Annotated in this window: 23 protein-coding genes and 2 pseudogenes; 9 read left to right on the forward strand and 16 right to left on the reverse strand. The window is 75.4% G+C overall.

Translation table 11 applies throughout. From position 1 onward, the window contains the following. Window positions 1-275: 275 nt before the first annotated feature. The 3 genes from ACIQI7_RS02785 to ACIQI7_RS02795 all read right to left on the reverse strand — a co-directional run bounded on the left by ACIQI7_RS02785 (window position 276) and on the right by ACIQI7_RS02795 (window position 3,058). Window positions 276-791, reverse strand: a complete 516-nt coding sequence (locus ACIQI7_RS02785) for a hypothetical protein (RefSeq protein WP_401104258.1) — start codon at window positions 789-791, stop codon at window positions 276-278. 170 nt (window positions 792-961) lie between these two features. Further along, entirely contained in the window at window positions 962-2,416 is a 1,455-nt protein-coding gene (locus ACIQI7_RS02790) for a PLP-dependent aminotransferase family protein (protein WP_401104261.1), read from the reverse strand. A gap of 159 nt (window positions 2,417-2,575) precedes the next feature. Then, window positions 2,576-3,058, reverse strand: coding sequence for a universal stress protein (locus ACIQI7_RS02795; protein ID WP_401104560.1), 483 nt, complete (start codon window positions 3,056-3,058; stop codon window positions 2,576-2,578). Between the two features lie 662 nt (window positions 3,059-3,720). On the opposite strand from ACIQI7_RS02795, the pseudogene ACIQI7_RS02800 reads away from it, so the two are divergent. Next, window positions 3,721-4,044, forward strand: a pseudogene (locus ACIQI7_RS02800) (transglycosylase family protein); the annotation flags it as partial. Window positions 4,045-4,117: 73 nt separating this feature from the next. Here ACIQI7_RS02800 and ACIQI7_RS02805 read toward each other — a convergent pair. Both ACIQI7_RS02805 and ACIQI7_RS02810 read right to left on the reverse strand, forming a co-directional pair. Further along, window positions 4,118-4,702 carry a pyridoxamine 5'-phosphate oxidase family protein gene (locus ACIQI7_RS02805; protein ID WP_401104264.1) on the reverse strand — a complete coding sequence of 195 codons (585 nt, stop codon included), beginning with the start codon at window positions 4,700-4,702 and terminating at the stop codon, window positions 4,118-4,120. A 196-nt stretch (window positions 4,703-4,898) separates the two neighbouring features. Then, window positions 4,899-5,333: a CBS domain-containing protein gene (locus ACIQI7_RS02810; protein ID WP_387753613.1), complete on the reverse strand. Its 435-nt coding sequence runs from the start codon at window positions 5,331-5,333 to the stop codon at window positions 4,899-4,901. A gap of 250 nt (window positions 5,334-5,583) precedes the next feature. Here ACIQI7_RS02810 and ACIQI7_RS02815 point away from each other — a divergent pair, with 250 nt between their 5' ends. The 3 genes and pseudogenes from ACIQI7_RS02815 (at window position 5,584) to ACIQI7_RS02825 (ending at window position 7,909) form a co-directional block, all read left to right on the forward strand. Continuing rightward, window positions 5,584-6,018, forward strand: coding sequence for a VOC family protein (locus ACIQI7_RS02815; protein ID WP_401104268.1), 435 nt, complete (start codon window positions 5,584-5,586; stop codon window positions 6,016-6,018). Window positions 6,019-6,082: 64 nt separating this feature from the next. Next, a pseudogene (gene ligD, locus ACIQI7_RS02820) lies at window positions 6,083-6,952 on the forward strand (non-homologous end-joining DNA ligase); the annotation flags it as partial. A gap of 102 nt (window positions 6,953-7,054) precedes the next feature. Beyond that, complete coding sequence (locus ACIQI7_RS02825) at window positions 7,055-7,909, forward strand: DNA ligase (RefSeq protein WP_401104563.1); 855 nt, start codon at window positions 7,055-7,057, stop codon at window positions 7,907-7,909. A gap of 39 nt (window positions 7,910-7,948) precedes the next feature. Here ACIQI7_RS02825 and ACIQI7_RS02830 read toward each other — a convergent pair whose 3' ends face one another. The 7 genes from ACIQI7_RS02830 to ACIQI7_RS02860 all read right to left on the reverse strand — a co-directional run bounded on the left by ACIQI7_RS02830 (window position 7,949) and on the right by ACIQI7_RS02860 (window position 12,872). Next, window positions 7,949-8,533, reverse strand: coding sequence for a type 1 glutamine amidotransferase domain-containing protein (locus ACIQI7_RS02830; protein ID WP_401104270.1), 585 nt, complete (start codon window positions 8,531-8,533; stop codon window positions 7,949-7,951). A gap of 11 nt (window positions 8,534-8,544) precedes the next feature. Beyond that, complete coding sequence (locus ACIQI7_RS02835) at window positions 8,545-8,841, reverse strand: PRC-barrel domain containing protein (protein WP_401104271.1); 297 nt, start codon at window positions 8,839-8,841, stop codon at window positions 8,545-8,547. A 4-nt stretch (window positions 8,842-8,845) separates the two neighbouring features. Next, window positions 8,846-9,259 (reverse strand): DUF3040 domain-containing protein, encoded by a 414-nt coding sequence (locus ACIQI7_RS02840; protein WP_401104565.1) that lies wholly within the window; start codon window positions 9,257-9,259, stop codon window positions 8,846-8,848. A 65-nt stretch (window positions 9,260-9,324) separates the two neighbouring features. Beyond that, a complete protein-coding gene (locus ACIQI7_RS02845; protein ID WP_401104274.1) occupies window positions 9,325-9,771 on the reverse strand; it encodes an HAD family hydrolase in 447 nt (148 codons plus the stop codon). A gap of 130 nt (window positions 9,772-9,901) precedes the next feature. Beyond that, complete coding sequence (locus ACIQI7_RS02850) at window positions 9,902-10,501, reverse strand: GNAT family N-acetyltransferase (RefSeq protein ID WP_401104276.1); 600 nt, start codon at window positions 10,499-10,501, stop codon at window positions 9,902-9,904. Between the two features lie 158 nt (window positions 10,502-10,659). Next, window positions 10,660-11,316: a TNT domain-containing protein gene (locus ACIQI7_RS02855; protein ID WP_401104278.1), complete on the reverse strand. Its 657-nt coding sequence runs from the start codon at window positions 11,314-11,316 to the stop codon at window positions 10,660-10,662. Between the two features lie 212 nt (window positions 11,317-11,528). Continuing rightward, window positions 11,529-12,872, reverse strand: a complete 1,344-nt coding sequence (locus ACIQI7_RS02860) for a geranylgeranyl reductase family protein (RefSeq protein WP_401104280.1) — start codon at window positions 12,870-12,872, stop codon at window positions 11,529-11,531. Between the two features lie 433 nt (window positions 12,873-13,305). Here ACIQI7_RS02860 and ACIQI7_RS02865 point away from each other — a divergent pair, with 433 nt between their 5' ends. Beyond that, entirely contained in the window at window positions 13,306-14,331 is a 1,026-nt protein-coding gene (locus ACIQI7_RS02865; protein ID WP_401104282.1) for an LPXTG cell wall anchor domain-containing protein, read from the forward strand. A 377-nt stretch (window positions 14,332-14,708) separates the two neighbouring features. On the opposite strand, the gene ACIQI7_RS02870 is transcribed toward ACIQI7_RS02865, so the two are convergent. The 3 genes from ACIQI7_RS02870 to ACIQI7_RS02880 all read right to left on the reverse strand — a co-directional run bounded on the left by ACIQI7_RS02870 (window position 14,709) and on the right by ACIQI7_RS02880 (window position 18,220). Next, the gene (locus ACIQI7_RS02870; protein ID WP_401104285.1) at window positions 14,709-15,809 is read right to left on the reverse strand and encodes a calcium:proton antiporter; all 1,101 of its coding nucleotides are present in this window, start codon (window positions 15,807-15,809) and stop codon (window positions 14,709-14,711) included. Window positions 15,810-15,899: 90 nt separating this feature from the next. Further along, a complete protein-coding gene (locus ACIQI7_RS02875) occupies window positions 15,900-17,462 on the reverse strand; it encodes a protein kinase (RefSeq protein WP_401104287.1) in 1,563 nt (520 codons plus the stop codon). Then, window positions 17,459-18,220 (reverse strand): serine/threonine protein kinase, encoded by a 762-nt coding sequence (locus ACIQI7_RS02880; RefSeq protein ID WP_401104290.1) that lies wholly within the window; start codon window positions 18,218-18,220, stop codon window positions 17,459-17,461. Before ACIQI7_RS02880 ends, ACIQI7_RS02875 begins: the two co-directional genes overlap by 4 nt. 416 nt (window positions 18,221-18,636) lie before the next feature. On the opposite strand from ACIQI7_RS02880, the gene ACIQI7_RS02885 reads away from it, so the two are divergent. Together ACIQI7_RS02885 and nagB are read left to right on the forward strand one after the other, a co-directional pair. After that, complete coding sequence (locus tag ACIQI7_RS02885; RefSeq protein WP_401104293.1) at window positions 18,637-19,044, forward strand: hypothetical protein; 408 nt, start codon at window positions 18,637-18,639, stop codon at window positions 19,042-19,044. 299 nt (window positions 19,045-19,343) lie between these two features. Then, window positions 19,344-20,126 carry a glucosamine-6-phosphate deaminase gene (gene nagB, locus ACIQI7_RS02890; RefSeq protein WP_401104296.1) on the forward strand — a complete coding sequence of 261 codons (783 nt, stop codon included), beginning with the start codon at window positions 19,344-19,346 and terminating at the stop codon, window positions 20,124-20,126. Window positions 20,127-20,284: 158 nt separating this feature from the next. Here the strand turns inward: nagB and ACIQI7_RS02895 are convergent, their stop codons facing one another. Beyond that, the gene (locus ACIQI7_RS02895; RefSeq protein WP_401104299.1) at window positions 20,285-21,934 is read right to left on the reverse strand and encodes a beta-propeller fold lactonase family protein; all 1,650 of its coding nucleotides are present in this window, start codon (window positions 21,932-21,934) and stop codon (window positions 20,285-20,287) included. A 305-nt stretch (window positions 21,935-22,239) separates the two neighbouring features. Between ACIQI7_RS02895 and ACIQI7_RS02900 the strand changes: the two genes are divergently transcribed. Together ACIQI7_RS02900 and ACIQI7_RS02905 are read left to right on the forward strand one after the other, a co-directional pair. Then, window positions 22,240-22,746, forward strand: coding sequence for an RrF2 family transcriptional regulator (locus tag ACIQI7_RS02900; RefSeq protein WP_401104302.1), 507 nt, complete (start codon window positions 22,240-22,242; stop codon window positions 22,744-22,746). A 73-nt stretch (window positions 22,747-22,819) separates the two neighbouring features. Beyond that, entirely contained in the window at window positions 22,820-24,001 is a 1,182-nt protein-coding gene (locus ACIQI7_RS02905) for a globin domain-containing protein (RefSeq protein ID WP_401104305.1), read from the forward strand. The last annotated feature ends 202 nt before the right edge of the window (window positions 24,002-24,203 follow it).

Below are 24,203 nucleotides of genomic sequence, written 5' to 3' on the forward strand. Positions count from 1 at the left end.
CTCCGGGAACATCCGTTCGCCGCTGCGATCCCCGTACTGCCAACGGCCTTCCCGCCCCGGCCGCCGCCCGGCCGGGCCGGTCCGGAGCCGTCGCCCGGCGTCAACCCGGCACACCGCCCCGGCAGCGGCGCGGCCCCTCCGGGAAACGCGAACGGCCCGCCAGGCGCCGGCACGGGGGAAGCCGGCACCTGACGGGTGATCGGGGGGTGCGCGGTCGGGCCCCTGCGCCGGGGAGGTCCGGCGGTCGCACCGCCGGTGCCGCCGGTGCCCAAGGGTCAGACGCAGGCGACCTGGGTGCCGGGGATGCCGACGATGCCCGAGTCGTTGGACTCGCCGCCCTGGTACTCGTAGTACAGGTAGGAGTAGAAGTCGATCCGGACGTCCGGGCCGCAGGCCGAATCGGGGGCCACGGTGTACGTCACCGTGAAGGCGCTGCCGGCGCCCGGGGCGAGCGGCACGTTGTAGCGGGCGATGCCGCCGTGGACGTTGTCACTGCACCCGTTGGTCTGGGTGCCGCAGGCCGTCGCGGTGAACTTGAGACCGGCCTGCCGACCGGTGCCGTAGGTCTCCTGGATGCTCTGGTAGACGAACTGGATCGGGGTGTCGTGCGGGTTGGTGAGCGTCAGGGTGAGCGTGAACCCGCCGCCCCGGACGGTGGTCTGCCGGTCGGAGACGACCGTGAGGGGCAGCCGGCCGTCGGCCCGGGCCGCGGGGGCGGCGGAGAGGAGCAGACCGGCCACGAGGGCCGGACACGCGGCGAGCGCGATGCGACGCGGATGTGTTCTGCGCATGACCAAGGAGCGTAGGCCCCGCTTCCGCCAGGGTTCCGCTCCTCGGCTCCGGTCCGTACCGACGCAGGAGCGGCGAGCGGACACCGGGCACCACGCCGCCCGCGTTCCGCCCCCGCCGGTGTGCCCGGGGGCCTATGCTTCGCCGCCCTCCCGGGGCCCTGCCACCGACCTCACCCGCACGGCGGCAGGATGTCGCAGAGCGCGCCGATCGCCGCCGGGTAGGCGTGGTCCGGCGGCGTGGCGTAGCCGACCACCAGGCCGTCGACGGCGGGCATCGCCTCCTCGCCCACCGCCGGGTGGCGGTAGTCGGCGAGCCCGTCGACGGCCAGGCCCCGGTAGGCGGCGGCCTTGAGCACCGAGCGCTCGGTGCCCGGCTCCAGGCGCAGCACCGCGTGCAGCCCGGCCGCGATGCCGGACACCTCGACGTGCGGGGCGCGGGCGGCGAGTGCGGCCACCAGCTGGTCGCGGCGCTCCCGGTAGCGGCGGCGCATCCGGCGCACGTGGCGGTCGTAGCCGCCGGAGTCGATGAACTCGGCGAGGGTGAGCTGGTCCAGGGCGCTGGCCCAGCCCTCGCGTTCGCCCTTGGCGGCGAGCACCCGGTCCACCAGGTGGTCGGGCAGCACCATCCAGCCGAGCCGCAGCGCGGGGGTCAGGCTCTTGCTGGCGCTGCCGAGGTAGACCACCCGTTCGGGGTCGAGCCCCTGGAGGGCGCCGACCGGCTGGCGGTCGTAGCGGAACTCCCCGTCGTAGTCGTCCTCCAGGACCAGCCCGCCGCGCCCGCGCGCCCAGTCGACCACGGCGGCGCGGCGGCCCGGCTCCAGCGGGCCTCCTGTCGGGAACTGGTGGGCGGGGGTCAGCAGGGCCGTCCGGACGTCCGGGTGCCGCGCCAACTCGCCGGTGCGGGCCCCCCGTTCGTCGATCGGCAGCGGCACGGTGGTGACGCCCGCGGCGGCCAGCAGCCCCCGGTGGAACCCCAGCCCGTACGCCTCGACGGCCAGCGGGCCGTGCTCGGCGGACGGCAGGACGGGCGAGGCGCCGTCGAAGAGCAGCCGCAGCGCGTGGGCGAAGCCGGAGCAGACCACGATCCGGTCGGGGTCGGTGCGCACCCCGCGGGCGCGCGCGAGGTAGTCGGCGAGGACGGTGCGCAGTTCGCGCCGGCCCTGGGGATCGCCCGGGCCGAAGGCCTCGTTGGGGGCGGCGGTGAGGGCCCGGCGGGCGGCGGCGAGCCAGCCGGTGCGCGGGAAGGAGGAGGCGTCGGGCTGGCCCTGGCGCAGGTCGTGGATGGGACCGGGGCGGCGGGAGGGCCGGCGGGCCCGGGCCCGCGGGACGGGTTCGGCACGTTCGGCGACGGTGGTGCCGGAGCCCTGGCGGGCGGTGAGCCAGCCCTCGGCGACGAGTTCGGCGTAGGCCTCGGCGGCGGTGTTGCGGGCCAGGCCGAGGTCGGCGGCGAGGGCGCGGTAGGGGGGCAGTCGGGTGCCGGGGGCCAGTCTGCCGCTGCGGATCGCCTCGCGCAGCGCCGACATCAGCGCGGCACGGCGGCCGCCGGTGGCGGGGAGGTCCAGGTGCAGGTCGTTGCCGGTCGGGTGGGCGGGCTCGGAGGGGTGCGTGCCCCGCGTGTCCGTCATGGTCACGCACCCTACCGGCCGCCGCCCCGGCCCCCTGCGGGCGGCCGCCCGTTCACCGACCACGGCCCGCGCGGCCGCACGACCGCGCCGCTCACGGCCCAGGGCCCACGGCCACCACTACATCTACGGCTACGGCTACGGCTACGGCTACGGCTACGGCTACGGCACCACGGTGACCGGCCAGCGGCCGGCCTTCACCAGCCGGACCGCCACCGAACCGATCACCCGGTGCCCGGCCTGCTCGGAGGCGCCGACCACCACCGCGTCGGCGCGCAGCTCGTCCGCGAGCTTGGCGAGACCGGTGTACGGGTCGCCGCGCCTGGTCAGGAAACGCCACTCCACCTTCCACACCTCGCGCACCCGCTGCTCGGCCTCGCGCAGCGCGGCCAGCAGTTCCTCGGCGATCTCCTGGGTGGTCTCCTCCACCGCGGCCCCGGCCAGGGCGGTCGCCGCCCCGAGGATCGGCTGGATGTACGCCACGGCGAGGACGGCACCCTGCCGGCGGGCCAGTCCGGCGGCGTAGGCGGTGGCGCGCCAGGAGGAGTCGGAGCCGTCCAGACCGGCCAGGACCACGCTGGGACCGTCGGTGCCCAGCTCGAAGCCCGCGGGCGCGGCCGCCGCCTCGTGGTCCTGGGCGCCGATCGGCCCCCCGGCCTCGGCCGCTCCTCCCCCACCGGCGCCCGCCGCTCCACCCGCACCGGCGGCCGCCTCTCCCGCGTCCGCCGTGTCCGCCGCATCGCTCTCGTTGCTCATGGGCCGAGGCTATGCCCGCCACCGGGAGTGACGGCAGGGGGCGCTCCGGGTGAGGGCTGTGGTGCGGGCCACCCGGGCCGACGGCCGGGGCGGCGGAATCGGCACCGGTGGCTGGCCGGTCGTCACGCACCGTCGATCGTGTGGGCGGCCTCACAGCGGTTTCCGGGCCCGTTCGGAGTGGCGCGGGCCACTTCCAGCGCCGATTTGATCTTGGAAAAGGTGGGAAATCAGGCGAAATCGCCACATTTCCTTGATCTTTACGCCCGGTAACAGCCCTCTGACGTGGCTAAACCTTCGAATCCTTGAAACCGCCACGGCCACCCCCGTAACTTCGAACCCGTTGCACCGAGCGATCCGCTCCGGCCGGGCCAACCGCCCCCGGGCAGGACGGTGCAGGACCACGCGAGTGACGTGTCCCCGAAACCGACGGCCTTCCGAGGGCCTGGTTCCGCGCGCTCGCAAAGCCCTCCGAAAGGAAATCCATGACCTTCCGTAACGAGACCGCCGCTGCCACCACCACCGCCACCCCGAAGCGCCGCAACCGCGTCCGGATGGCTCTGATGGCCGGGGCGCTCACCGCCCTGCCGGTGGCCGGCCTCGTCACGGCCACCAGCGCCTCCGCCGCGCCGGCGTCGGTCTGGGACAAGGTCGCCGCCTGTGAGGCGACCGGCAACTGGGCCATCAACTCCGGCAACGGCTTCTACGGCGGCCTGCAGTTCACCTCCAGCACCTGGGCCGCCTTCGGTGGCACCGCGTACGCCCCGCAGGCCCACCAGGCCAGCAAGGCGCAGCAGATCGCCATCGGCGAGAAGGTGCTCGCCGCCCAGGGCCCCGGCGCCTGGCCGGTCTGCTCCGTCAAGGCCGGTCTGACCAAGTAAGACCGTGTGCCACGAGGCCGCCGCACCCCACCTCGGGGTGCGGCGGCCTCGTCGCGTTCCGCGCCCGCACTCAGGACGGCCGGGGCGGCAGCGGCAGCGGGACGGCCGGCAGGCCGTCGAGGCTGGTGCCGACCAGCGGCTTGCGCTCGCAGTAGGCGCCGAACTCCTCCTCGTCCTTGCGGTCGAAGTACCGGGCGTGCAGGTCGCGGTCGCCGCGGTAGTCCATGAACGGCACCGCGTACCCGCAGGAGTCGCTCACCCGCTCGGCCCGGACCAGCACGATCGCCCGCAGGCCGGAGCCGTCCGCGGCCGGGTCGAAGCGGCCGAGCAGTCCGGCGAACCGCGGGTCGTCGCGGAACACCGGCTCGCCGCGCCCGTGCACCCGCACCACGGTCGGCGGGCCCTCGAAGGAGCACCACATCAGGGTGATCCGGCCGTTCTCCCGCAGGTGGGCGACGGTCTCGGCCTGCGAACCGCCGAAGTCCAGGTAGGCGAGGGTGAGTTCGTCGACCACCACGAGCGTCCCGGAGCGGCCCTTGGGGGAGAGGTTGACGTGTCCGTCGGCGGCCAGCGGAGCGGTGGCCACGAAGTAGACCGGCTGGCGCTCGATGAACCGGCGCAGCCGGCCGTCGATTCCTTCGTACTGCTGTCCCATGGGCCGAATTGTGCCCGCGTCCCGGCGGGCGGGAAAGAAGGGTCCGAACCCTGGACGGCCGTCCGAACCCTGGACGGCCCGGCCCGACCGTACGACTCCTGGCCGGGCCGCACGACACACCCCCGGGCCCGGCCGGTACGGGGACCGGCCGGTCACGGGGGCTGGGGCGGGGACGGGGCGCGCGGGCGCCGGCCGGTCACCGCATCATGTAGACGCTGTCCATGAACTCGATGATCTGCTGGTCGGTCAACCGCTGGCCGTCGCGGTGCCCCATCGCCAGGTCGGCCTCGCTGATCATGCCCACCAGCCGCTCCCCGTCGATCACCGGGATGCGCCGGATCTGGTGCTGCTCCATCTTGCGCAGCACGGTGTCCATGCTGTCCTCGGCGCGCACGCAGTGCAGGTGGCCGGAGAGCTCCATGGCCGTCATCCGGGCCGGGTCCTTGCCCTCCGCGATACATCGCAGCACGATGTCGCGGTCGGTGATGATGCCCTTCAGCTTCTGGTCGTCGCCGCAGATCGGCAGCGCGCCCACGTTCTTGTCGCGCATCATCTGCGCGGCCTCGGCCAGCGTCTGGTGGGCGCCGATGCACTGGGCGCCAGTGTGCATGATGTCTCGGGCAGTGGTCACGGGGACTCCTTCGTCGATGGTTCCCCCCGCCGGTCCCCCCGCGTCCCCCCGGCGGTGCTCCCGGGCTCCCGCCGTCCGAGCGGAAGCGGTGTGACCGCGCCATCACCATAAGCAACCCCGCCGCCGCCCGCGACCCCTGGCCCACGGCGCAGGGGCCGGAGCAGCGCGGTCCGGCGCGTCCGAGGGCAGGGCGCGGGGGACGGCCGCAGAGTGGGAGGCAGGACGACCCGCGCTTCCCGAGGAGTGATCCATGGACGCCACCGAGACCCCCGCCCCACAGGTCTGGCCCAGCCTGCGCGCCACCGACGCCCGGGCCCTGATCCGCTTCCTGGTCGACGCCTTCGGCTTCCAGGAGGTCGTCACCTACGGGGAGGGCGACTTCGTCGCGCACGCCGAACTCGCCTGGCCCGAGGGCGGCGGCGTGATGCTCGGCTCCGACCGCGAGCCGCCCGAGGGCGCCGAGCCCTGGCCGGGCCGGCCCGGCGGCTTCTCCGCGTACGTGGTCACCGCCGACCCGGACGGCGTGCACGCCCGCGCGGTGGCCGCCGGGGCGCGGATCACCACCGGGCTGTACGAGACGGACTACGGCTCGCGCGACTTCGCCGCCGCCGACCCGGAGGGCAACCGCTGGTACTTCGGCACCTACCCGGGTGCGCCCCGGCCGGTCGCCCGCCCCCGGGGGTGACGCGGGTGCGCCACGGCCGCGGGGGCCACTCGATCCGACGCACCGGAGGCGGACCGTGCCGCAGATGACGGTGGACGGGCGCACCCTCGCCCTCTCCCACCTCGACAAGGTGTACTACCCGCGCACCGGCACCCCCAAGGGCGAGGTGCTGCGCTACTACGCCGCCGTGCACACCGCGCTGCTCCCGCACCTGCGCGACCGCCCGGTCTCCTTCCTGCGCTGCCCGGACGGGGTCGAGGCGGAGGTCTTCGTCGCCAAGAACCCACCGCCCGGCACCCCGGACTGGGTGCGCACGGTCGACGTGCCGAGCAGCACCGGCGAGCTGCGCCAGGTGGTGCTGGAGGACGGCGCGGCCCTGCTGGCGGTCGCCAACCTGGGCTGCCTGGAGCTGCACGTCCCGCAGTGGCACGCCGCCGCGCCCGCCCTCGCCGACCGGCTGGTGCTGGACCTCGACCCCGGCGAGGGCGCCGACGTGCTGACCTGCCGTACGGTCGCGCTGCTGCTGCGCGAGCGGCTCGCCGCCGACGGCCTGGCGGCCTGGGTGAAGACGTCCGGCTCCAAGGGCCTGCACCTGCTGGTCCCGATCGAGCCCACGCCCAGCGCCCGGGTCTCCGCGTACGCGAAGGCGCTGGCCGCCGCCCTGGAGGCCGAGCACCCGGACCTGGTGGTGCACACGATGGCCAAGGCCCGCCGCCGGGGCCGGGTGCTGGTCGACTGGTCGCAGAACAACGCCAAGAAGACCACCGCCGCCCCGTACACCCTGCGGGCCCGGCCGCTGCCGACCGTCTCCACCCCGCTGGACTGGGCGGAGCTGGAGCGGGCCGCCGCCGAGCGGGACCTGGTCTTCACCCTCGCCGAGGTGCCGGACCGGCTGGCCGCGCACGGCGACCTGCTCGCCCCGCTGCTGGACCGGGAGCGGGCCCGGCCGCTGCCCGCCGCGCCCTCGGCGTCCGGACCGGCACCGGCACCGGAACAGCAGCCGCGGCCGCGCCGGGCGCAGGCGCCGCGCCAGGTGCTGCACCCGCCCGTCGAGGTGATGCGCCCGGCCGCCGTGACCGCCGTCCCGCCCGCCGACGGCCTGGGCGGCGGGGGCGTGCTGTACGAGCTGAAACTGGACGGCTTCCGCTGCGTCGCCTTCGCCCGCGGCGACGAGCCCGCCTACCTCCAGTCCCGCAGCGGCCGGGACCTCGCCCCCGAGTTCCCGCCGGTCGCCGCGGCCGTCGCCCGGCTGCCCGAGGGGCTGGTGCTGGACGCCGAGCTGGTCGCCTGGCGCGGCGGCCGGTTCGCCTTCGGCGAGCTGCTGCGCACCCGCCAGGCCCGCGCGGCCGCGCCCGAGGTGGCGCTCGGCCTGATCGCCTTCGACGTGCTGGCGCTGCCCGGCCGCGACGTGCGCCGACTGCCGCTCACCGACCGGCGCCGGCTGCTGCTCGCCGCCCTCGCCGACGTTCCGCCGCCGGTCCAGCCGGTGATGGCCACCACGGACCGGGCGGAGGCGTTGGAGTGGATGGAGCGGCTCGCCGACACCGGTGTGGAGGGCCTGGTCTGCAAGGCCGCCGCCTCCTCCTACCGCCCGCGCGGCGCCGGCCGGGTCTGGGTCAAGTACCGCCGCAGCGACACCCTCGACGCCACCGTCCGCGCCGTCACCGGCCCGGCCGCCCACCCGCACGCGCTGGTCCTCCAGCTCGACGACGGCCGGGTGTTCCTGACCACCCCGCGGCTCACCGCGGTCCAGTCCCGCGAGGTCGCCGAGATCGTCCGCCCGCTGCTCGGGCCGCCCGCCACCGACCCCGACCACGGCCCGGTGCACCCGCTGACCTCTCCCCTGCGCGCCGAACTCACCCTCACGGGCCGACCGCCCGCCGCCACCTTCGTCCGGCTCCGGGGGGACTGACAGGAGGGCCGACCGGGGGGCCGACGCGCCCGCCCGCCGTCAGCGCCGCCGCTTCGGCGCCACGTGGGCGAACTCCGTCACGAAGGCGTCGTCGAACAGCGGCAGGTCGCCCGGCTTGCGGCTGGTGACGAGCGGGCCGGGGCCGTCGTGGCAGACGTGCACCGGCTCGTCCACCCACTGCGCGCCGGCGTTGACCAGGTCGGTGCGCAGGCTGGGCCAGGAGGTGAGGGTGCGCCCGCGCACGGCGTCGGCCTCGATGAGCGTCCAGGCCGCGTGGCAGATCGCCGCGACCGGCCGGCCGGCGGCGCAGCAGGCGTGCACGAAGGCGACCGCCGGGCGGTCCAGGCGCAGCTGGTCGGGGTTGGCGACGCCGCCGGGCAGGACCAGCCCGTCGTAGTCGGCCGGGTCCGCCTCGGCGACCACGGCGTCCACGGCGAAGGTGTCGCCCGGGGCGCGGTGCCGGACGGCCCGGACCCGGCCCTCGGCGGTGGACAGCAGCCGCGGGGTGCCGCCGGACTCGGCGACCGCCTGCCAGGGGTCGGTCAGTTCGGCCTGCTCGACCCCGTCCGGCGCGACCAGGAAGGCGATCGTCCGGCCGGTGAGCGTGGTGGCGGGCCAGCCCATGGTTCGGTCGCTCAGCGCGGGAGCGGGGCGGTCAGGTCGACGGCCACGGGCGGGGCGGAACTCAGCCTGGCGCGCGGGCAGTCGAGGTGGACGGCGTGGTCCAGGTGGTCGAGCCGGGCGATCAGCCCGGCCGGGACGAGCACCCGGGTGCCCGGCACCCAGGGCCCGGCGTCGACCAGCAGGTGGTCCCCGGCGTCCTCCACGACCCGGCCGACCGGGCCGTCGGTGGCGTGCACCTCGTACCCGGTCAGCGCGAGGTCGGCGGCGGGGTGGGAGCCCGGGCGGTACTCCCACAGGTCGGTGGTCATGGCGTCACGCCTCCGGTCGGTCCCAGGGGCGCCGCTCGCGGCGCTCCCGGTGTTCCCGGGCCTGTGCCGGGTCCACGGGTCCGGTGCCGCCGTGGGCCGCCCTGCGGCGGCGCAGCAGCTCGGCGGTCGCGACCGCGGCCGCCACCGTGGCCACCCAGACCACGCCGAGCGCGACCAGCACGGAGGTGACCGGCGTCCGTACGCCCACGCCGAGGCAGATCACCGTCATCACCAGGGCGGTGAGCACCACCCCCGCCGAAATCCTGCGGCCGACCGCGCGCAGCACGCCCCGGGCCCGGCTGGGCGGCTTGGCGCCCATCGTGCTCAACTTCCGGTCGAGCCGTGTGTCCTGGCGCAGATCGGACTCGATCTCCTCGAGGAGCCGCCGCTCCCATCCGCTCAACGCGGGGCCGTCCATCTCGGTCACCTCCGACACCTCCGGTGACGTGCTCGCACCCGGCGGTTGCCCGGTACGGGCGGGCGCTAACCGTTCGGGGCGCCGGCTGTTCCGGCGCCGACGGGCCCGAAGGCCCGGGGGCGGGCGAGCAGGCTGTCGTCCAGGACGCCCAACAGCGCGGCGGCGTCGCGGTGGACCTCGGCCGCGCCCGCCGCCCGCAGTTCCGGGCCGGTGTCCCGGCCCGCCGCCAGGGCGACGCAGGGCAGTCCGGCCCGCCGCGCCGCCCGGACCTCGCGCACGCTCCCGGCGACGGCCACGGCGTGCGAGGGCCTGCCGTCCACCAGGTCCAGCGCGGCCCGCACCGGGTCGCCCCCGGGATCGGCCACGGTGAGGGCCGGCGCCCCGGCCGGCCCGGGGCCGGTCAGCACCACCGTCCACCCCCGGGCGGCGCACTCGCGCAGCAACTCGGTACCGCCGGGCAGTGCGGGCTGCCACCAGTCGGTACCGAAGAGGGCCGCCGAGATCACCGTCATGACCACCGATTCCGTTCGCGGGCGACACACCGGACGCTCCCTTCCAGGTTAGGTCGCTCCCCCGCCTCGCGCGCAGCCTGCGGCCCCCGGCCCCGCGGGTCCACGGGCCCGGGAGGCCGGGGGCGGGCCCTCAGTCCGGGAACGGGTCGGAGGCCAGCCGGGCGTGGAGGTGCTCGTCGACGTAGACGCCCCCGCCGTAGGTGTAGGAGCCGCGCAGGGTGCCCTCGTAGGGGAAGCCGGCCCGCTCGGCGACCCGGCAGGAGTCCGCGTTGGCGACGGCGTGGTAGAGCTCGACGCGGCGGACGTCGGCGTGCTCCACGGCCCAGCGGGTGACGGCGGTGGCGGCCCGGGAGGCCAGGCCCCGGCCACGGGCGGCGGCGACCAGCCAGTAGCCGATCATGGCCACCCCGTCCTCCCGGTCGGTCCACCCCAGGTAGACGTTGCCGCACAGGCTGCCGTCGGCGGCGTCGAGGACGGCGAAGGAGGCCGCGGTGCCGGCGGCCCAGCGCTCCTCGCAGCGGTCGAGGTACGTCTCGGGGACCACCGGGCCGGTGCCGCCGAGCGGGCTCCAGCGGGCGACGGCCGGGTCCCGCGAGGCGGCGACCAGGGCGGGCACGACGCCACCGGGCACGTCGAGGGCACGGCCCCACGGGCGCAGCGTGGCGTCGCCCAGGTCGAGGACGGTGGGGCGGAAGACGCGCCGGTCGGTGACGGGATCGCTGATGGTCATCCGGTCTTCCTATCCCCCGCCGCCCGGCGTCCGCCAGCGAATAATCCGGCGTCGGGACGCCGCGGCTCGGCGTCCGGCGGTCCCGGCGTGGCGGCGGCGCGCGGTGGCCGGCTCGCACCGGGCGCCCCCGGACGCCGCCGTACGGGGAGCGGAGCGGGTCAGATCCGGGCCAGGTAGCCGTTCTCCACCAGCCAGAGCACGTTCAGCCTGGCCGGGCCGCCGGGCAGCAGGGCGCCGTCGAGCTGGTACTGGAGGCCCCAGCCGGGCTGGTTGAACCACGGCGCGATCGGGCCGGCGTGCACCGTGAAGGCCTTGACCACCTTGTAGTCGTGGTAGTTGCAGGCCGCCGGCGGGTTGCCGTCCAGGCTCTGCGGCGGGATGGCGCGGTTGGCGTAGGGCAGGCCCTCGGGGGCGAGGAAGGCGCCGTACTCGCTGCCGTAGCGGTCGATGTTCTGGTCGGGGTGGAGCGTGAGGTCGAACTCGATCGGGGTGCCGTCGGGCCGGGTGACGTAGCCGTCGGCCGGCGGGTACGTCCAGCCGCCCTTGCCGCCGTTGCCGGCCGGGTCGTAGTACTCGGCGAGGAAGTCCTGGTCGCTCGCCCCGCCGGTGCGCTGGTAGCCGGCGAGCTGGCGGCCGACCGGTCCGGTGGTCGGGAGGTCGGCGGGGCCGAGGCGGGCGTCGTCGTCGCGGAAGGCGGCGGAGCACTGGTCGGAGGGGGTGGCCGCCGGGGCCGCGACGGCGGCGGGGGTGCTCACGGCGGTGAGGGCGGCGGCCGCGGCGAGCGGCGCTACGAGCAGGCGAAGGCGAAGGCGCATGGTGTCTCCGTCGAACGGGTCAGCGGTCGAGAAAGGAGCCGCGGAGGGGCGGTGTGCTCACCCTCCGCGGCTGGTTCGACACCAAGCAATCGGATCACCTGATCATTCGTCAACATGACCCGTACGTCCGAGCGTTCGACCCTGCGGATTCGGCCGAACCCGGGACGCCGGGCCCGCCCACCCGCGAGGATGAGCGGTCCGGCGCCGCCGGGTCACCTCCCCGGGGCGACCCGCCCGAGCAGGTGGAGCAGCCGGTCGAGGGCGTCCTTGGAGTTCGGCTCGGTCAGGTTGACCATCAGCCGGAACGCCACCTTCAGCAGCGCCGGGTGGCCGAGCCCGGCGGCCCCGGCCGCGCCGAGCAGCTTCGGGCGGCCCAGCAGGTCGGCGGCCAGGCGGCCGAGGGCGAAGTAGCCCGCGTAGGCGGAGCGCAGCGCCTGCGGGTAGGCGCGCAGGGCGAGTTCGCGGCCGCGGTCGGTGCGGCGGGCGAGGGCCTGGACGATCGTCTCGGCGGCGTAGCGGCCGGACTCCATCGCGTAGGCGATGCCCTCGCCGGTGCCCGGGCTGACCGTGCCGCCCGCGTCGCCGACCAGCAGCAGGCCGTCGGCGTAGTGGGGCTGGCGGTTGAGGCCCATCGGCAGGGCGGCGCCGCGGATCGGCTCGGTGACCGCGTCGGGGCCGTAGCCGTACTCCGGCGGCAGGCCGTCGCACCAGTGGCGCAGCAGCTCCCGCCAGTCCACCTCGGTCTTGGCGGTGTCCAGGACCCCGAGTCCGACGTTGGCGGTGCCGTCGCCCATGCCGAACACCCAGGCGTAGCCGGGCAGCAGGCGCCGGGCCGGGTCCTTGGGGTCGCGCAGGTCGAGCCAGGCCTCCAGGTAGCGGTCGTCGTGCCGCGGGGTGGTGAAGTACGTCCGGTAGGCGACGCCCATCGCGCGGTCGGTACGGCGGTAGCGCTTCATCGCCACCGACAGCCGGGTGGAGTTGCCGTCGGCGGCGACCACGACCGGGGCCCGGTAGGCGACCGGCCTGCGCTCCTCGCCCAGCTTGGCGGTGACGCCGGTGATCCGGCCCGTCCGCTCGTCCAGCAACGGGCCCGTCACATTGGCGCGTTCGACCACCCTGGCACCGCAGGAGGCGGCCCTGCGGGCGAGCAGTTCGTCGAAGTCGGCGCGGCGCCGGACCAGTCCGTACCCGGGGTAGGCGGAGAGCTCGGGCCAGTCGAACTCGATCGAGCGGTGCCCGGAGATCAGCCGCAGGCCGCGGTTGTGCAGCCAGCCGGCCTCCTCGGATACGTCGATGCCGAGGTCCGCGAGCTGTTTGACGACGCGCGGGGTGAGGCCGTCCCCGCAGACCTTCTCGCGCGGGAAGGCGGACTTCTCCAGCAGCAGCACGTCCAGTCCGGTCCGGGCCAGGTGGGCGGCGGCGGTGGAGCCGGCCGGGCCGGCGCCGACCACGATCACGTCGGCGCTCTCCGCGGCCCGGAGGGCCTCCCCGCCCCCGGCGGCCTCCTCGGGCCGGGCCGTCTGCTCGGGCCGGACGGTCTGCTCTGGACCGGGCATCGCACTCTCCCACGGGTCGGATCGGCTGTCCGCGCGACGGAAGCGTCGGACTGGGCGGTTCCGGACGGACGATAGAGAACCCCGGCACCCGCCCGCCGCCCCGACACGCAGGCCGCCGCCGCGAACCGGTCAATACCGGCCACCGCGGTGGTCCGGGTTCACCCGCCGGACCATGTCCCGGAGTTGACCGGCCAACCGGCTCGAACGCACACGAAGCCCCGACAACCGGGTAATCAGATCGTTGTAATGAACTAGTCGGACCAATCGCCTGGAGCGATGCATTTCGGCCAAACCCACCTTGCGTCACGTTCCCGGCTGCGGGAACTTTTGTGCCCCTCCCGTCGCACGACACCGGCTCCCGCCGAACGGCCGACCAGAGGCTCCCTGCCGCCGCGCGGGCCCGTCCCGGCCTGCCGTACCCGATGGAAGTCAGATGCACCTCCGTTCCACCGCCGCGCGCTCCCTGGTGGCCGTCCCGACCGCCGCCGCGCTCATGCTGCTCGCCCCCGCCGCGCACGCCGCCGCGGGCGGCAAGGGCGGTGCCCCCGGCAACAACGGCACCGTCAAGATCCACGACGCCGGCACCGGCCAGGAGGACGTGCGCAACGAGCCCAAGGTCTGCACCTTCTACCTGGACTCCTTCGGCTTCGACGCCAACCAGGACGTCATCTGGGCGATCTCCACCGTCGGCCCCAAGGGCGAGACGCTCGCCGCCTTCGGCGACATCCCGGTCGACCCGCACGGCCACGTGCGCACCGAGGACATCCACCTGCCGGACGGCCACTACAAGCTCTACTGGCAGTCGGTCGAGCTGGTGGACGGCAAGCTGCCGAAGGACGCCAAGCTCAACAACCCCAAGCACAAGGTCTTCAAGGTCGACTGCGGCGGCCAGAGCCCGGCCCCGACCGGCAAGCCCTCGCCGAGCGTGACGCCGACCCCGGTGAAGACGCCGCCGACCAGCCCGACCGCGGTGCCCTCGCACACCCCGTCGGTCCCGGCCACGACGCCCGCCACCACCCCGGCCACGACTCCGGCCCCGCCGAGCGGGAGCCCGAAGCCGACCGAGACGCCGAAGCCCCCGGTGACGCCGAGTGCCACCCCGACCACCCCGGCGGCGACCGCCCCGGTGACGCCTCCGGTCACCGAGAAGCCGACCGAGCAGCCCACCGGGAAGCCGACCGCCACCGGCGCCCCGAGCCCGGCCCCGTCGGACGCGCCGACCGCCACCGTGCCGGTGCACGTCCCGACCACCGAGACCCCGGTCAACCCGGAGCAGCCGCTGGTCATGCCCGACAAGGTCAGCGTCCCCACCCCGATCCCGGGCGCCCCCTCGGACGGGAAGAAGCTGGCCACCACCGGTAGCGACGGCACCCTGCTCTACGCGGGCGCCGGCACCGTGCTGCTGCTGGGCGGCGCGGGCGCGGTGGTCTACGCCCGCCGTCGTCGCACCAGCTCCTGAGGTACCCGCCCGGGCGCGTCCCGGGCGGCGCGCCGCGACTGAGCCGCGGCGCTACTGAGCCCCTGGTCCCGCGAGCAGCTGCGGGACCAGGGGCTCCCTGTCGTTCCACGGCGCGCACCCCCTCGGGGGTTCACCGGCGGTCGCGCCCGGCTCGACGAGGGGCCCTGGCCACGGGGGTGAGCCAGGGCCCTCATCCGGAACCACGGCCGCCGCCCCCTCCCGGGTTCACCGCCGCCCTCCGGGGTCCACCGTCGGCCCCTCGGACGCGTCGGCCCCACCGGCACCGTCCGGTACGGCCCCGGGTACGCCGGAAGCCCCTGGCCTGCACGGGGGGAACGGGCCAGGGGCTTCCACTCCCGACTACGGCCGGCGGGCCGTCACGGGTTCAGCGCCAGCACCACGTATCCCGCCAGCACCGCCAGGTGCACCGCCCCCTGCAGCGGGGTCGCCCGGCGCGGGATGACCGTGAGGGTGAGCAGCACGATCGTCAGGGTCAGCAGCACCATGTGCGCCGGGTCGAGGCCGAGGACGAGGGGGCCGGAGAGCCAGCTGGAGGCGATCGCGACTGCCGGGATGGTCAGGCCGATGCTGGCGAGCGCCGAGCCCAGGGCGAGGTTGAGGCTGGTCTGCACCCGGTTGCGGACGGCCGCGCGCAGCGCCGCGATGGTCTCCGGCAGCAGGACCATCATGGCGATCACCACGCCGACCACGGCGTGCGGGAGCCCGGCGTCGTCCACCGCCTTCTCGATGGTCGGCGACACGCCCTTGGCCAGGCCCACCACCGCCACCAGGGCGACGGCCAGCAGCAGCAGGCTGACCCCGGCGGCCCGGAGGGTGGGCGGGGAGGCGTGGTCCTCCTCGTCCAGCACCCGGCCCTCGGGGGTGACGGGCAGGAAGTAGTCCCGGTGCCGGACGGTCTGGGTCGCGACGAACAGCCCGTAGACCACCAGCGAGGCGGTGGCCGCGAAGGTGAGCTGGGTGGTCGAGAACTGCGGGCCGGGCGAGCTGGTGGTGAAGGTCGGCAGCACCAGGCTGAGGGTCGCCAGGGTGGCGATGCAGGCGAGCGCGGCGCCGGTGCCCTCGGCGTTGAAGACGGCGGTCCGGTACCTGACGGCGGCGACCAGGATGGACAGGCCGAGGATGCCGTTGCAAGTGATCATCACGGCGGCGAAGACGGTGTCCCGGGCCAGCGTGGAGGACTTGTCCCCGCCGTCGGCCATCAGCGTCACGATCAGCGCGACCTCGATCACGGTGACCGCCACCGCGAGGACCAGTGATCCGAAGGGCTCTCCCGACCAGTGCGCGATGACCTCGGCGTGGTGCACGGCGGACAGCACGGCGCCCACCAGGAAGCAGGCGACCACCGCCACCACCCAGCCGGGCAGGTCCTTGTGCCAGGTCAGGGCGAGGACGAGGAACGACACCACGGGGACGACGACGGTCCATCGCGCGGCAGCGGAGCGGAGCTTCGTGATCATGCCGCCGAGGATCCCAGACCGGAGGCCCGTCCCCCGGGTGCCCGCGCCGGGATTCGTGGCGTTGTGGCACAACTCATCCCGTTTCTCCGCTCACCCGCCGTAGTCGTGGAGGTACTGGAGCACTGTGTCGACATGCTTCCGAACGCGCTCCGGGACGCCTCCCTCGGCCGTCACGGTCTTGTCGCTGGTCCGGTACGCCGCCGCGACCAGGGCGGGCAGGTCGCGGGTGAAGCCGTGGTGCCTCATCCGCTGGTCGAGCCAGCAGGCGTAGTTGCCCAACGCGGCGATCGCGTCACCCGGGTCCCAGTACGACTTCGGGCCGGGGTGGGTCGCGGCCCTGCCCCAGGCCTCGAAGACGGACGGCGTCCACATGGCGATGCCGTACTCGCCGGTCTCCGGACGGGCCGCGTTCGGGTCGAAGCCGCTCTCGGCCTTCAGCATGGCGGCCAGCAGCACCGGGGTGACCTCCGGCTCCGGGCAGCGCCGCGCCGCGGTCTCGATCATGCCCCGGTACGCCGTCGGGACGTCCGAGCCGGCCGGGATCGCGCCGGGCGGCGGGGGCACCGCCCGGTGGGCGGCACCCGGTCCGCCGGGCTCCGGCCCGCCCGCCAGGGCGAGGACGGCCAGCCCGCAGGCGGCCAGGCCCGCCCCGGCCCGGACGGCGGCGCGGCGGTGCCGGGCCGGCCGGGCGACGGCCCGGGCCACCAGCACGGCCGGCTCGGTCCGGGACCGCTCCTCCCGTCCGGGCGCGAGGCAGGCGGCGACCACGGGCCGCCAGCGCACCGGCAACGCCTCGTCCAGCCGCAGCGGCGCGGCGCCCCGGGCGTACGCCTGGGCGGCCAGCGAGCGGGCCCGGGCGGTGGCGCCGAGGAAGGGGTGCAGGCCGCCGGTGAGCACCTGGTGGGCGATCACGCCGAAGGCCCAGACGTCGGCGCTGGGGCGCACCACGACTCCCCGGGCGCCGGTGCGCTCGGACCACCACTCGGGCGGGACGTGGTCGGGCGAGCCCAGCGGCGGCGCGTACGCGTGGGTGCCCTCCAGCTCGGCGGTGAGGCCGAAGTCGGCGATCTTGGCGGTGCCGTCGGGCATCAGCAGGACATTGGCCGGTTTCAGGTCCCCGTGCACCCAGCCGGCCCGGTGCATGTGGGTCAGCCCGGCGCAGACCTCGGTGAGGATGCGCTCGGCGCCGGGCACCGCCGTACCGGGACGGGCTCCGGCCAGCAGGTCCTGGAGGCTGCGGGCGGCGCGTTCCATCACCAGGGCCACGGCGCCGTCCAGCGCCGGGTGGTCCGGGTCCTCGACGGTGACCACGGCGAGGGTGCGGATCAGGTGGGGGTGGTCGGCGCGGCGGCTGAAGCGCTGCTCGCTGCGGGCCATCCGGGCCACCGTCCGGCGCTGGCCGGGGCTGAACCGGGCCGCGCCGAGGAGCTTGACGGCGACCCGGCTGCCGTCGGGGCCCTCGGCGGCGTGCACACTGCCCCAGGCGCCCGCGCCGAGGAGGGCGCCGAGCCGGTAGCCGGCGATCGGGTAGCCCTCCGGGACCTCGGAGGACGGACCGCCGGGCGGCTCGGGCCCGGGCTCCGTCGGCTCGGAGGACTCCGGCTCCGGCCCGGACGCCGTCGGCTCCGGCCCGGGCGGGGCGGCGGGCGTCACGGCCGGGCGGCCGCGCGCCGGGACGGGAGCAGCGCCAGGTGCTCCTCCCGGACGAGGTCGAACCTCAGCGCCAGCGCGACCAGTTCCTCGCGCTTGCCGCCGCCCGCCCCCTCCTCGTACGGCTCGCGCAGCCGCAGCTTGGTCTCCACCAGGTAGTCGATGTGGTAGTTCACCGCCGAGCGGCTCAGTCCGCGGCAGCCGGGCAGGGCGCGCAGCCGGGCGAGCACCTCGGTCACCCCGGGGACGGCCGCGGCGGAGGGCGAGCGCAGCCGGGGCTCGCAGAGCGCGAGCAGGACCAGGAAGTACTTGGCGGTCGGGTCCAGGGCGAACGGGCTGACGGTGCGCTCGCCGTCGGCGCGGCCGGGCGGGCCGTCGAGGTAGGCGTGCTGCGGGGCGAACACCTTGAAGGCGGCGGGTTCGCCGAGGGCGGGCAGCAGCACCCGGGAGAGTTCGAACGGGACGGGCGCGCCGAGCCGGCCGGGCGCCACCTTGACGTGCTCCCCCGCGCCCTCCAGGTTCTCCACCACGTAGGTGGCCGAGGTGCTGAAGTTGGACAGCCGCCAGTAGTCCTCGGCCGCGACCACCTCCCCCGCCCGGCGGGAGACGCCCTGGTCGGGCAGCGGGATGGGGGCCGGACGGCCGGGCTCCCCGCGCCCGAACACCGCGGCCTCGCCCGGGCCCATGCGCAGCAGGCGGGGGGCGTCGCCGGGCGCCATCCCGGGCCCGGGGCAGGGAAGTTGAACGATGACCGTGTCCACGCGGCACCTCCGTGGGATCGGGTCGATGGTATCCGTCCGATCCGCTCCGCAGGCGCACCGCCACCCGGACGAGTGAGGTACGGCCAACCCCGCCTGCCCCGGCCCGGGTTGCCGTCCTCCGCAGCCGAGCGGGCCCGGCCGGACGGCGGCGCGTACACGGTGGGCAAAAGGGCGGTTCAAGGACCGGTCAAGGCGCCGGCACCGACGTGCGGGCCGCAGGGCGGATGCCGCTCCCATCAACTGATCATCCGTCAGGACGGGAGTTGTCCGCGCGCTGAACAGGGGGCGAATGGTTGCAGGATGTAGTTGAACGGTCACCATGGGTGTGACGCAACGCACACAGCACGACCTCCACGATGTGTGCAAGACTCATCTCAAGGAGTGAGATTCCCTTAATTTCCAAGGAGGTTCGCATTATGCGCGCTCGGATCGCAGCTCTGGCGCTGGCCGCGGCAGGGATCACCGGCCTGACGGCGGCTCCGGCCATGGCAGCCCCGGCGACGTCCGGCACCGACGCCGTGGCCTGCGCCGCGGTGCTCAACCAGCCCTGCGTCTCGCACCAGGCCGACGGCGAGGGCATCGTGGGCGTCGCCCAGGTCAGCGCCGACCCCGGCCAGTTGACGCTGGTTCGGGTCGAGATCCGCACCCAGGAGGCCTGGGGCAGCCCGTGGGAGACGGTCGCCTCCGCGACCACCGTGCGGTACGGCTCCGCCACGGCGGTCACTCCGCGGGTGACCGCCACCGCGCCGCGCCTGATCTGCGCGACCGCCGGCCCGGCACTGGACGTCTCCCAGCAGGTCACCACCTGCACCAGGCCGTTCTGACCGCGGGGCCACCGAAGCGCCGCGCCCACCGCCCCCACACCGTCCGTACGACCGGGCAGCCGTCCGGACGGCCGGGGAGCGGGAAGCAGTAGCGGGCACCACCACCGGGCCGGCCGCCGGGACACCGCGTCCCGACGGCCGGCCCCGGCGCCCCACCAGGCGGAAGGGCGGCCGGAGGCGGTGGACGGAAGATCGTCCGGGCACCGGACCCGGGTGGACCTGGGGCACCCCTTCACGGCAAACTGGTCTAGACCTCGGAGGTCTAGACCTCAGCCTCGCCTCAGAACGGTGGACCCAGTATGGAAATCGTGATCGTCCCTGACGCCCGTGCGGCCGGCGAACTCATCGCCGCGGCGATCACCGATCTGCTGACCGACAAGCCCGACGCCCTGCTCGGCGTCGCGACCGGCTCGACCCCGCTGCCGATCTACCAGGCCCTGGCCGAGCGCGTCCGCGACGGCCGGCTGGACGCCACCAGGGCGCGCGTCTGCCAGCTGGACGAGTACGTCGGCCTGCCCGCCGGTCACCCGGAGTCCTACCGCTCGGTGGTGCTGCGCGAGGTCGTGGAGCCGCTCGGTCTGACCGAGGAGTCCTTCCTGGGCCCGGACGGCAACGCCTCCGACATCGCCGCGGCCGCCGCCGCCTACGACCGTGCGCTGGCCGAGGCCGGCGGCGTCGACCTCCAGCTGCTCGGCATCGGCACGGACGGCCACATCGGCTTCAACGAGCCCTGCTCCTCGCTCTCCTCCCGGACCCGGATCAAGACCCTGACCCGGCAGACCCGGGTGGACAACGCCCGCTTCTTCGACAGCATCGACGAGGTCCCGCACCACGTCATCACCCAGGGCATCGGCACCATCCTGGAGGCCCGCCACCTGGTCCTGCTCGCGACCGGCGAGGCCAAGGCCGAGGCCGTCGCGCTCGCCGTCGAGGGCCCGCTGTCCGCGGTCGTCCCCGCCTCGGCGCTCCAGCTGCACCCGCACGCCACCGTGGTGGTGGACGAGGCGGCCGCCTCCCGCCTCAAGCTCGCCGACTACTTCCGCGACACCTACGCGGCGAAGCCGGTCTGGCAGAAGCTCTGAGCCGACGCCGAGCAGGCACCGGACAGGCGTCGAGCACGCACTGAGCACGCGCTGAGCGAGCCCGCGCAACGCCAGGCCGGGCCCCGCCGAGAGGATTCGGCGGGGCCCGGCCGGCTGCCCGCCCGCGACGGGACGGGCGCCACGCGCAGGGCCGGGCGCTACCTGCAGGTGATCAGCAGCCCGAGCACCGCCGTGCAGCTGCGGGTCGCCCGGCTGGTGGCGGGCGACGGGTCGGCGGGCGCTCCGCCGGTGCGGGCCACCGTGACGTCCCAGCTGCGGAGCAGCGAGAACAGGCCGACCCCGATCGAGAAGTGCCGGGTGGTGCTCGCGCCCTTGGCCAGCGGCGCCGTCAGCGCGCAGCCGAGCTTCCCGGCGGAGACGGTGCAGTCGCCGGAGGTCGCGGTCAGCCCGGCGGGCAGGTCGGCGGCGACGGTGGCCGAGAGGACCGGGTCGGGGCCCTGCCCGGTGAGGGTGACGGTGTAGTCGACCCGGCTGGAGAACAGACCGGCCACCGGGGTCGCGGTGAGCTCGACGCCCAGGTGGGCGGCGGGGGCGGTGTAGGTGAAGCGGTCGGCGGCGACGGCCGCACTGGTGCCGCCGGGCGCGGTGACCCGTACGTCCACCGGCCCGGTGACGGTGGTGGCGGGGGCGGTCGCGGTGCAGCTCGTCCTGGTGCAGCTGAACGAGGTGGCGGCGCCGGCCGCGCCGAAGGTCACCGCGGTGGCGCCGGCCAGGTCGGTGCCGGTGACGGTCACCGTGGTGCCGCCCGCCCCGGAGCCGCCGTTCGGGCTGATCGCGGTGACGTCCGGCACCGGCAGCGGGAAGTGCACCGCGTCGACGGCGCCGCCGGTGAAGTCGGCGAGGTAGCCGTGCCGCCCGTCGGCGGTCAGCGCCAGGCTGTACGGGCCGGCGCCCACGGGGACGGTCGCGGTGACCGTCCGGCTCGCGGTGTCCACCACGCTCAGGGTGTCGTCGGCGTAGTTGGAGACGTAGGCCGCCGCGCCGTCCGGGGAGAGCGTCACGGCGTAGGGGCCGGAGCCGACCGCGACGGTGCCGAGGACGGTACCGGCGGCAGTGTCGATCACGGCGGCGGTGCCGTCGTCGCCGTCGGCGGCCCACAGCCGGGTGCCGTCCGGGCTGAGCGCGAGGCCGAAGGCGCCGTGGCCGACCGCGACGGTGCCGCTCACCGTGCTGCTCACGGTGTCGACCACGGTGACCGCCTTGTCGCCGGAGGCGGCGACGTACAGCCGGGAGCCGTCCGCGGAGACGGCCAGCCCGTGCGGTTCGGCGCCGACCGGGACGGTGGCGGTCACGGTGGCGGACGAGGTGTCCAGCACGCTCACGGTGCCGGCCCCGGCGTTGGCCACGTAGGCGCGCGAGCCGTCCGGGGAGAGGGCCAGGCCCCAGGGCTGGGCGCCGACCGGGACGGTCGCGGTGACGGTGTCGGTGGCGGTGTCCACGACGCTGACGGTGCCGTCCAGGTGGTGCGTCAGGTAGGCCCGGCGCCCGTCGGGCGACACGGCCACGGCGTACGAGCCGCTCCCGGCGGTGAAGGTGCCGGACACGGTGTTGGCCGCGGTGTCCAGCACGCTGACCGCGCCGCTGCTCTGGCTGGTCACGTAGGCGTGGCCGCCGTCCGGGGTCAGCGCGACGCCCGCCGGGTACGGCACCACCGCCAGGTGCGCGGCGACGGTCGGCGGCGGCGTGACGGCCCCTGCCGTCGCGGGCAGCGACAGCAGGGCGGCCGTGGTCGCGGCTATCGCGACCACGGCCGTCCGGGCACAACGGGGTGTACGGATTCTTCTCACGGGTCTCTCCAACTGCTCGGCAGGTCCGGACATGCGGGGTGCGTGGTGGGTTCGGAGCCGGGGGAAGCGTAGAAGCAGCCCTGACGCGACGTCAGGTAGTGGTGGGTAATGTCGCCAACTGTTCGGTTCCGATCACGGGGCGAGCGACTGCCGGGGCCCGGCACGGGAGCGGCCCCCGGCCGGAGCCCACCAGAGGGCGGCCGGATCCGACCGGTCGAGGGCTCCCGGGACGACGTGACCAGCGTCTCGATCGAAGTCGTGCAGGAAATTGGAGTTGCAGAGTCGTATTCGATAGCGTTCCGAACGTGAGGCTGACCAAGAGCACCGACATCGCCCTGCGGATCGCCATGCGACTGGCCGTCCTGGGCGAGGGCGACAACCCGACCACCCGCGAGGTGGCCGAGTCGGTCGGTGTGCCGTACACCCACGCGGCGAAGGTGGTCAGCCGGCTGCAGCACCTGGGGGTGGTGGAGGCCCGGCGCGGTCGCGGCGGCGGGCTGACGCTCACCTTCGCCGGGCGGACCGGTTCGCTCGGGCTGCTGCTGCGGGAGCTGGAGGGGGTCGGCGACGTGGTCGGCTGCGAGGACGACCCGCCGTGTCCGCTGCGGGCCGCGTGCCGGCTGCGCGGGGCGCTGCGGGGAGCCCAGGAGGCGTTCTTCGCCGCGCTCGACCACCTCTCCATCGCCGACCTGGTGGCCTCCCCCACCGGCCCGGTCCTGCTCAGCCTCACCGCGGGACCCGCCGACACCGCCGGCGCCACCCGCACCTCGGGCACCGTCCGCCCCACCGGTTCCGCCGGACCCACCGGCTGACCAGCCCACCCGGGGCCGCGCGCCACTTCGCGGCCTTTAATGCGAATCCCAGATACCAGTTAGGAGTCGTCTGATGCTGTCCGCGAAGTCCGCCGAGGTCATCGAGGCCACCCTGCCCGTCGTGGGCGCCGCCATCGGGGACATCACCCCGCGCTTCTACGACCGGATGTTCGCCGCGCACCCCGAGCTGCTGCGCGACCTCTTCAACCGGGGCAACCAGGCCAACGGCAGCCAGCGCGAGGCCCTGGCCGGCTCGATAGCCGCCTTCGCCACCGCCCTGGTCGCCAACCCGGACCAGCGGCCGGACGCGATGCTCGCCCGCATCGCCCACAAGCACGTCTCGGTCGGCATCGGCAACGACCAGTACAAGATCGTCCACGAGCACCTGTTCGCCGCCATCGTGGAGGTGCTCGGCGAGGCCGTCACCCCCGAGGTCGCCGCCGCCTGGGACGAGGTCTACTGGCTGATGGCCAACGCGCTGATCGCCGTCGAGGACCGGCTGCGCGCCGAGGTCGCCGCCGGCGGCGACCCGGCCGACCTGTGGCGCCCCTACACCGTGGTCGCCCGCGTCCAGGAGACCGAGGCCGTCACCACCTACCTGGTCCGCCCGGCCGACGGCCGCCCGGTGCCCGCCTTCCGCCCCGGCCAGTACGTCTCGGTGCGCACCGAACTGCCCGACGGCGCCCACCAGATCCGCCAGTACAGCCTCTCCGGCGGCGCCGACGGCGCGCTGCGCTTCAGCGTCAAGCGCGAGGACGGCGGCGAGGTCTCCGGCCACCTGCACGACCACCTGAAGGCCGGCGACCCCGTCGAACTGGCGCCCCCGCTGGGCGACATCGCCCTCGCCGACGGCGACGGCCCGGTGCTGCTCGCCTCCGCCGGCATCGGCAACACCCCGATGACCGCCATGCTCGACCACCTGGCCGCCACCGGCTCCACCCGGCGGGTCGTCTCCGTGCACGGCGACCGCGACCAGCTCAGCCACGCCTTCCGGGCCGAGCTGGCACGGCTCACCGCGACGCTGCCGAACGCCACCTCGCACGTCTTCTACGAGCAGCCGCTCGGCGAGTGGCCGGCCGAGCGCACCGGCCTGGTGGACCTCTCCACCGTCGAGGTCCCGGCCGGCGCCACCGCCTACCTCTGCGGCCCGCTCCCCTTCCTGCGCGCCGTCCGCGAGCAGCTGCTGACCGCGGGCGTCGCGGCGGCGGACATCCACTACGAGGTGTTCGGCCCGGACCTCTGGCTCGGCGCCTGATCGCCGCGCCCCTGCCCGGGGCCTGCACTCCCGGGGCCTGAGTCCCGGGGCCCGGCGTTCCGCCGCTGAGGTCCCACCGCGGCGCCGGTCCGCTCGGTACGATCACGAGCGGACCGGCGCCGTTCGGCGGGAGTCCGGTTCGCCGGACTCCCGTGCGAGGGAGTCCGGTTCGCGGGAGTCCGGTTCGCGGGAGTCCGGTTCG

Source organism: Kitasatospora sp. NPDC092039 (genome assembly GCF_044756065.1).
Taxonomy (GTDB): domain Bacteria; phylum Actinomycetota; class Actinomycetes; order Streptomycetales; family Streptomycetaceae; genus Kitasatospora.

Coding starts and splice junctions, on each gene's coding strand:
- ACIQI7_RS02815 (WP_401104268.1), top strand. CDS start 5,584: ATGGACGCCACCGAGACCCCCGCCCCACAGGTCTGGCCCAGCCTGCGC.
- ACIQI7_RS02885 (WP_401104293.1), top strand. CDS start 18,637: ATGCGCGCTCGGATCGCAGCTCTGGCGCTGGCCGCGGCAGGGATCACC.
- ACIQI7_RS02785 (WP_401104258.1), bottom strand. CDS start 791: ATGCGCAGAACACATCCGCGTCGCATCGCGCTCGCCGCGTGTCCGGCC.
- ACIQI7_RS02905 (WP_401104305.1), top strand. CDS start 22,820: ATGCTGTCCGCGAAGTCCGCCGAGGTCATCGAGGCCACCCTGCCCGTC.
- ACIQI7_RS02850 (WP_401104276.1), bottom strand. CDS start 10,501: ATGACCATCAGCGATCCCGTCACCGACCGGCGCGTCTTCCGCCCCACC.
- ACIQI7_RS02830 (WP_401104270.1), bottom strand. CDS start 8,533: ATGGGCTGGCCCGCCACCACGCTCACCGGCCGGACGATCGCCTTCCTG.
- ACIQI7_RS02790 (WP_401104261.1), bottom strand. CDS start 2,416: ATGACGGACACGCGGGGCACGCACCCCTCCGAGCCCGCCCACCCGACC.
- ACIQI7_RS02835 (WP_401104271.1), bottom strand. CDS start 8,841: ATGACCACCGACCTGTGGGAGTACCGCCCGGGCTCCCACCCCGCCGCC.
- ACIQI7_RS02855 (WP_401104278.1), bottom strand. CDS start 11,316: ATGCGCCTTCGCCTTCGCCTGCTCGTAGCGCCGCTCGCCGCGGCCGCC.
- ACIQI7_RS02860 (WP_401104280.1), bottom strand. CDS start 12,872: ATGCCCGGTCCAGAGCAGACCGTCCGGCCCGAGCAGACGGCCCGGCCC.
- ACIQI7_RS02805 (WP_401104264.1), bottom strand. CDS start 4,702: ATGGGACAGCAGTACGAAGGAATCGACGGCCGGCTGCGCCGGTTCATC.
- ACIQI7_RS02845 (WP_401104274.1), bottom strand. CDS start 9,771: ATGACGGTGATCTCGGCGGCCCTCTTCGGTACCGACTGGTGGCAGCCC.
- ACIQI7_RS02870 (WP_401104285.1), bottom strand. CDS start 15,809: ATGATCACGAAGCTCCGCTCCGCTGCCGCGCGATGGACCGTCGTCGTC.
- ACIQI7_RS02840 (WP_401104565.1), bottom strand. CDS start 9,259: ATGGACGGCCCCGCGTTGAGCGGATGGGAGCGGCGGCTCCTCGAGGAG.
- nagB (WP_401104296.1), top strand. CDS start 19,344: ATGGAAATCGTGATCGTCCCTGACGCCCGTGCGGCCGGCGAACTCATC.
- ACIQI7_RS02865 (WP_401104282.1), top strand. CDS start 13,306: ATGCACCTCCGTTCCACCGCCGCGCGCTCCCTGGTGGCCGTCCCGACC.
- ACIQI7_RS02825 (WP_401104563.1), top strand. CDS start 7,055: ATGCGCCCGGCCGCCGTGACCGCCGTCCCGCCCGCCGACGGCCTGGGC.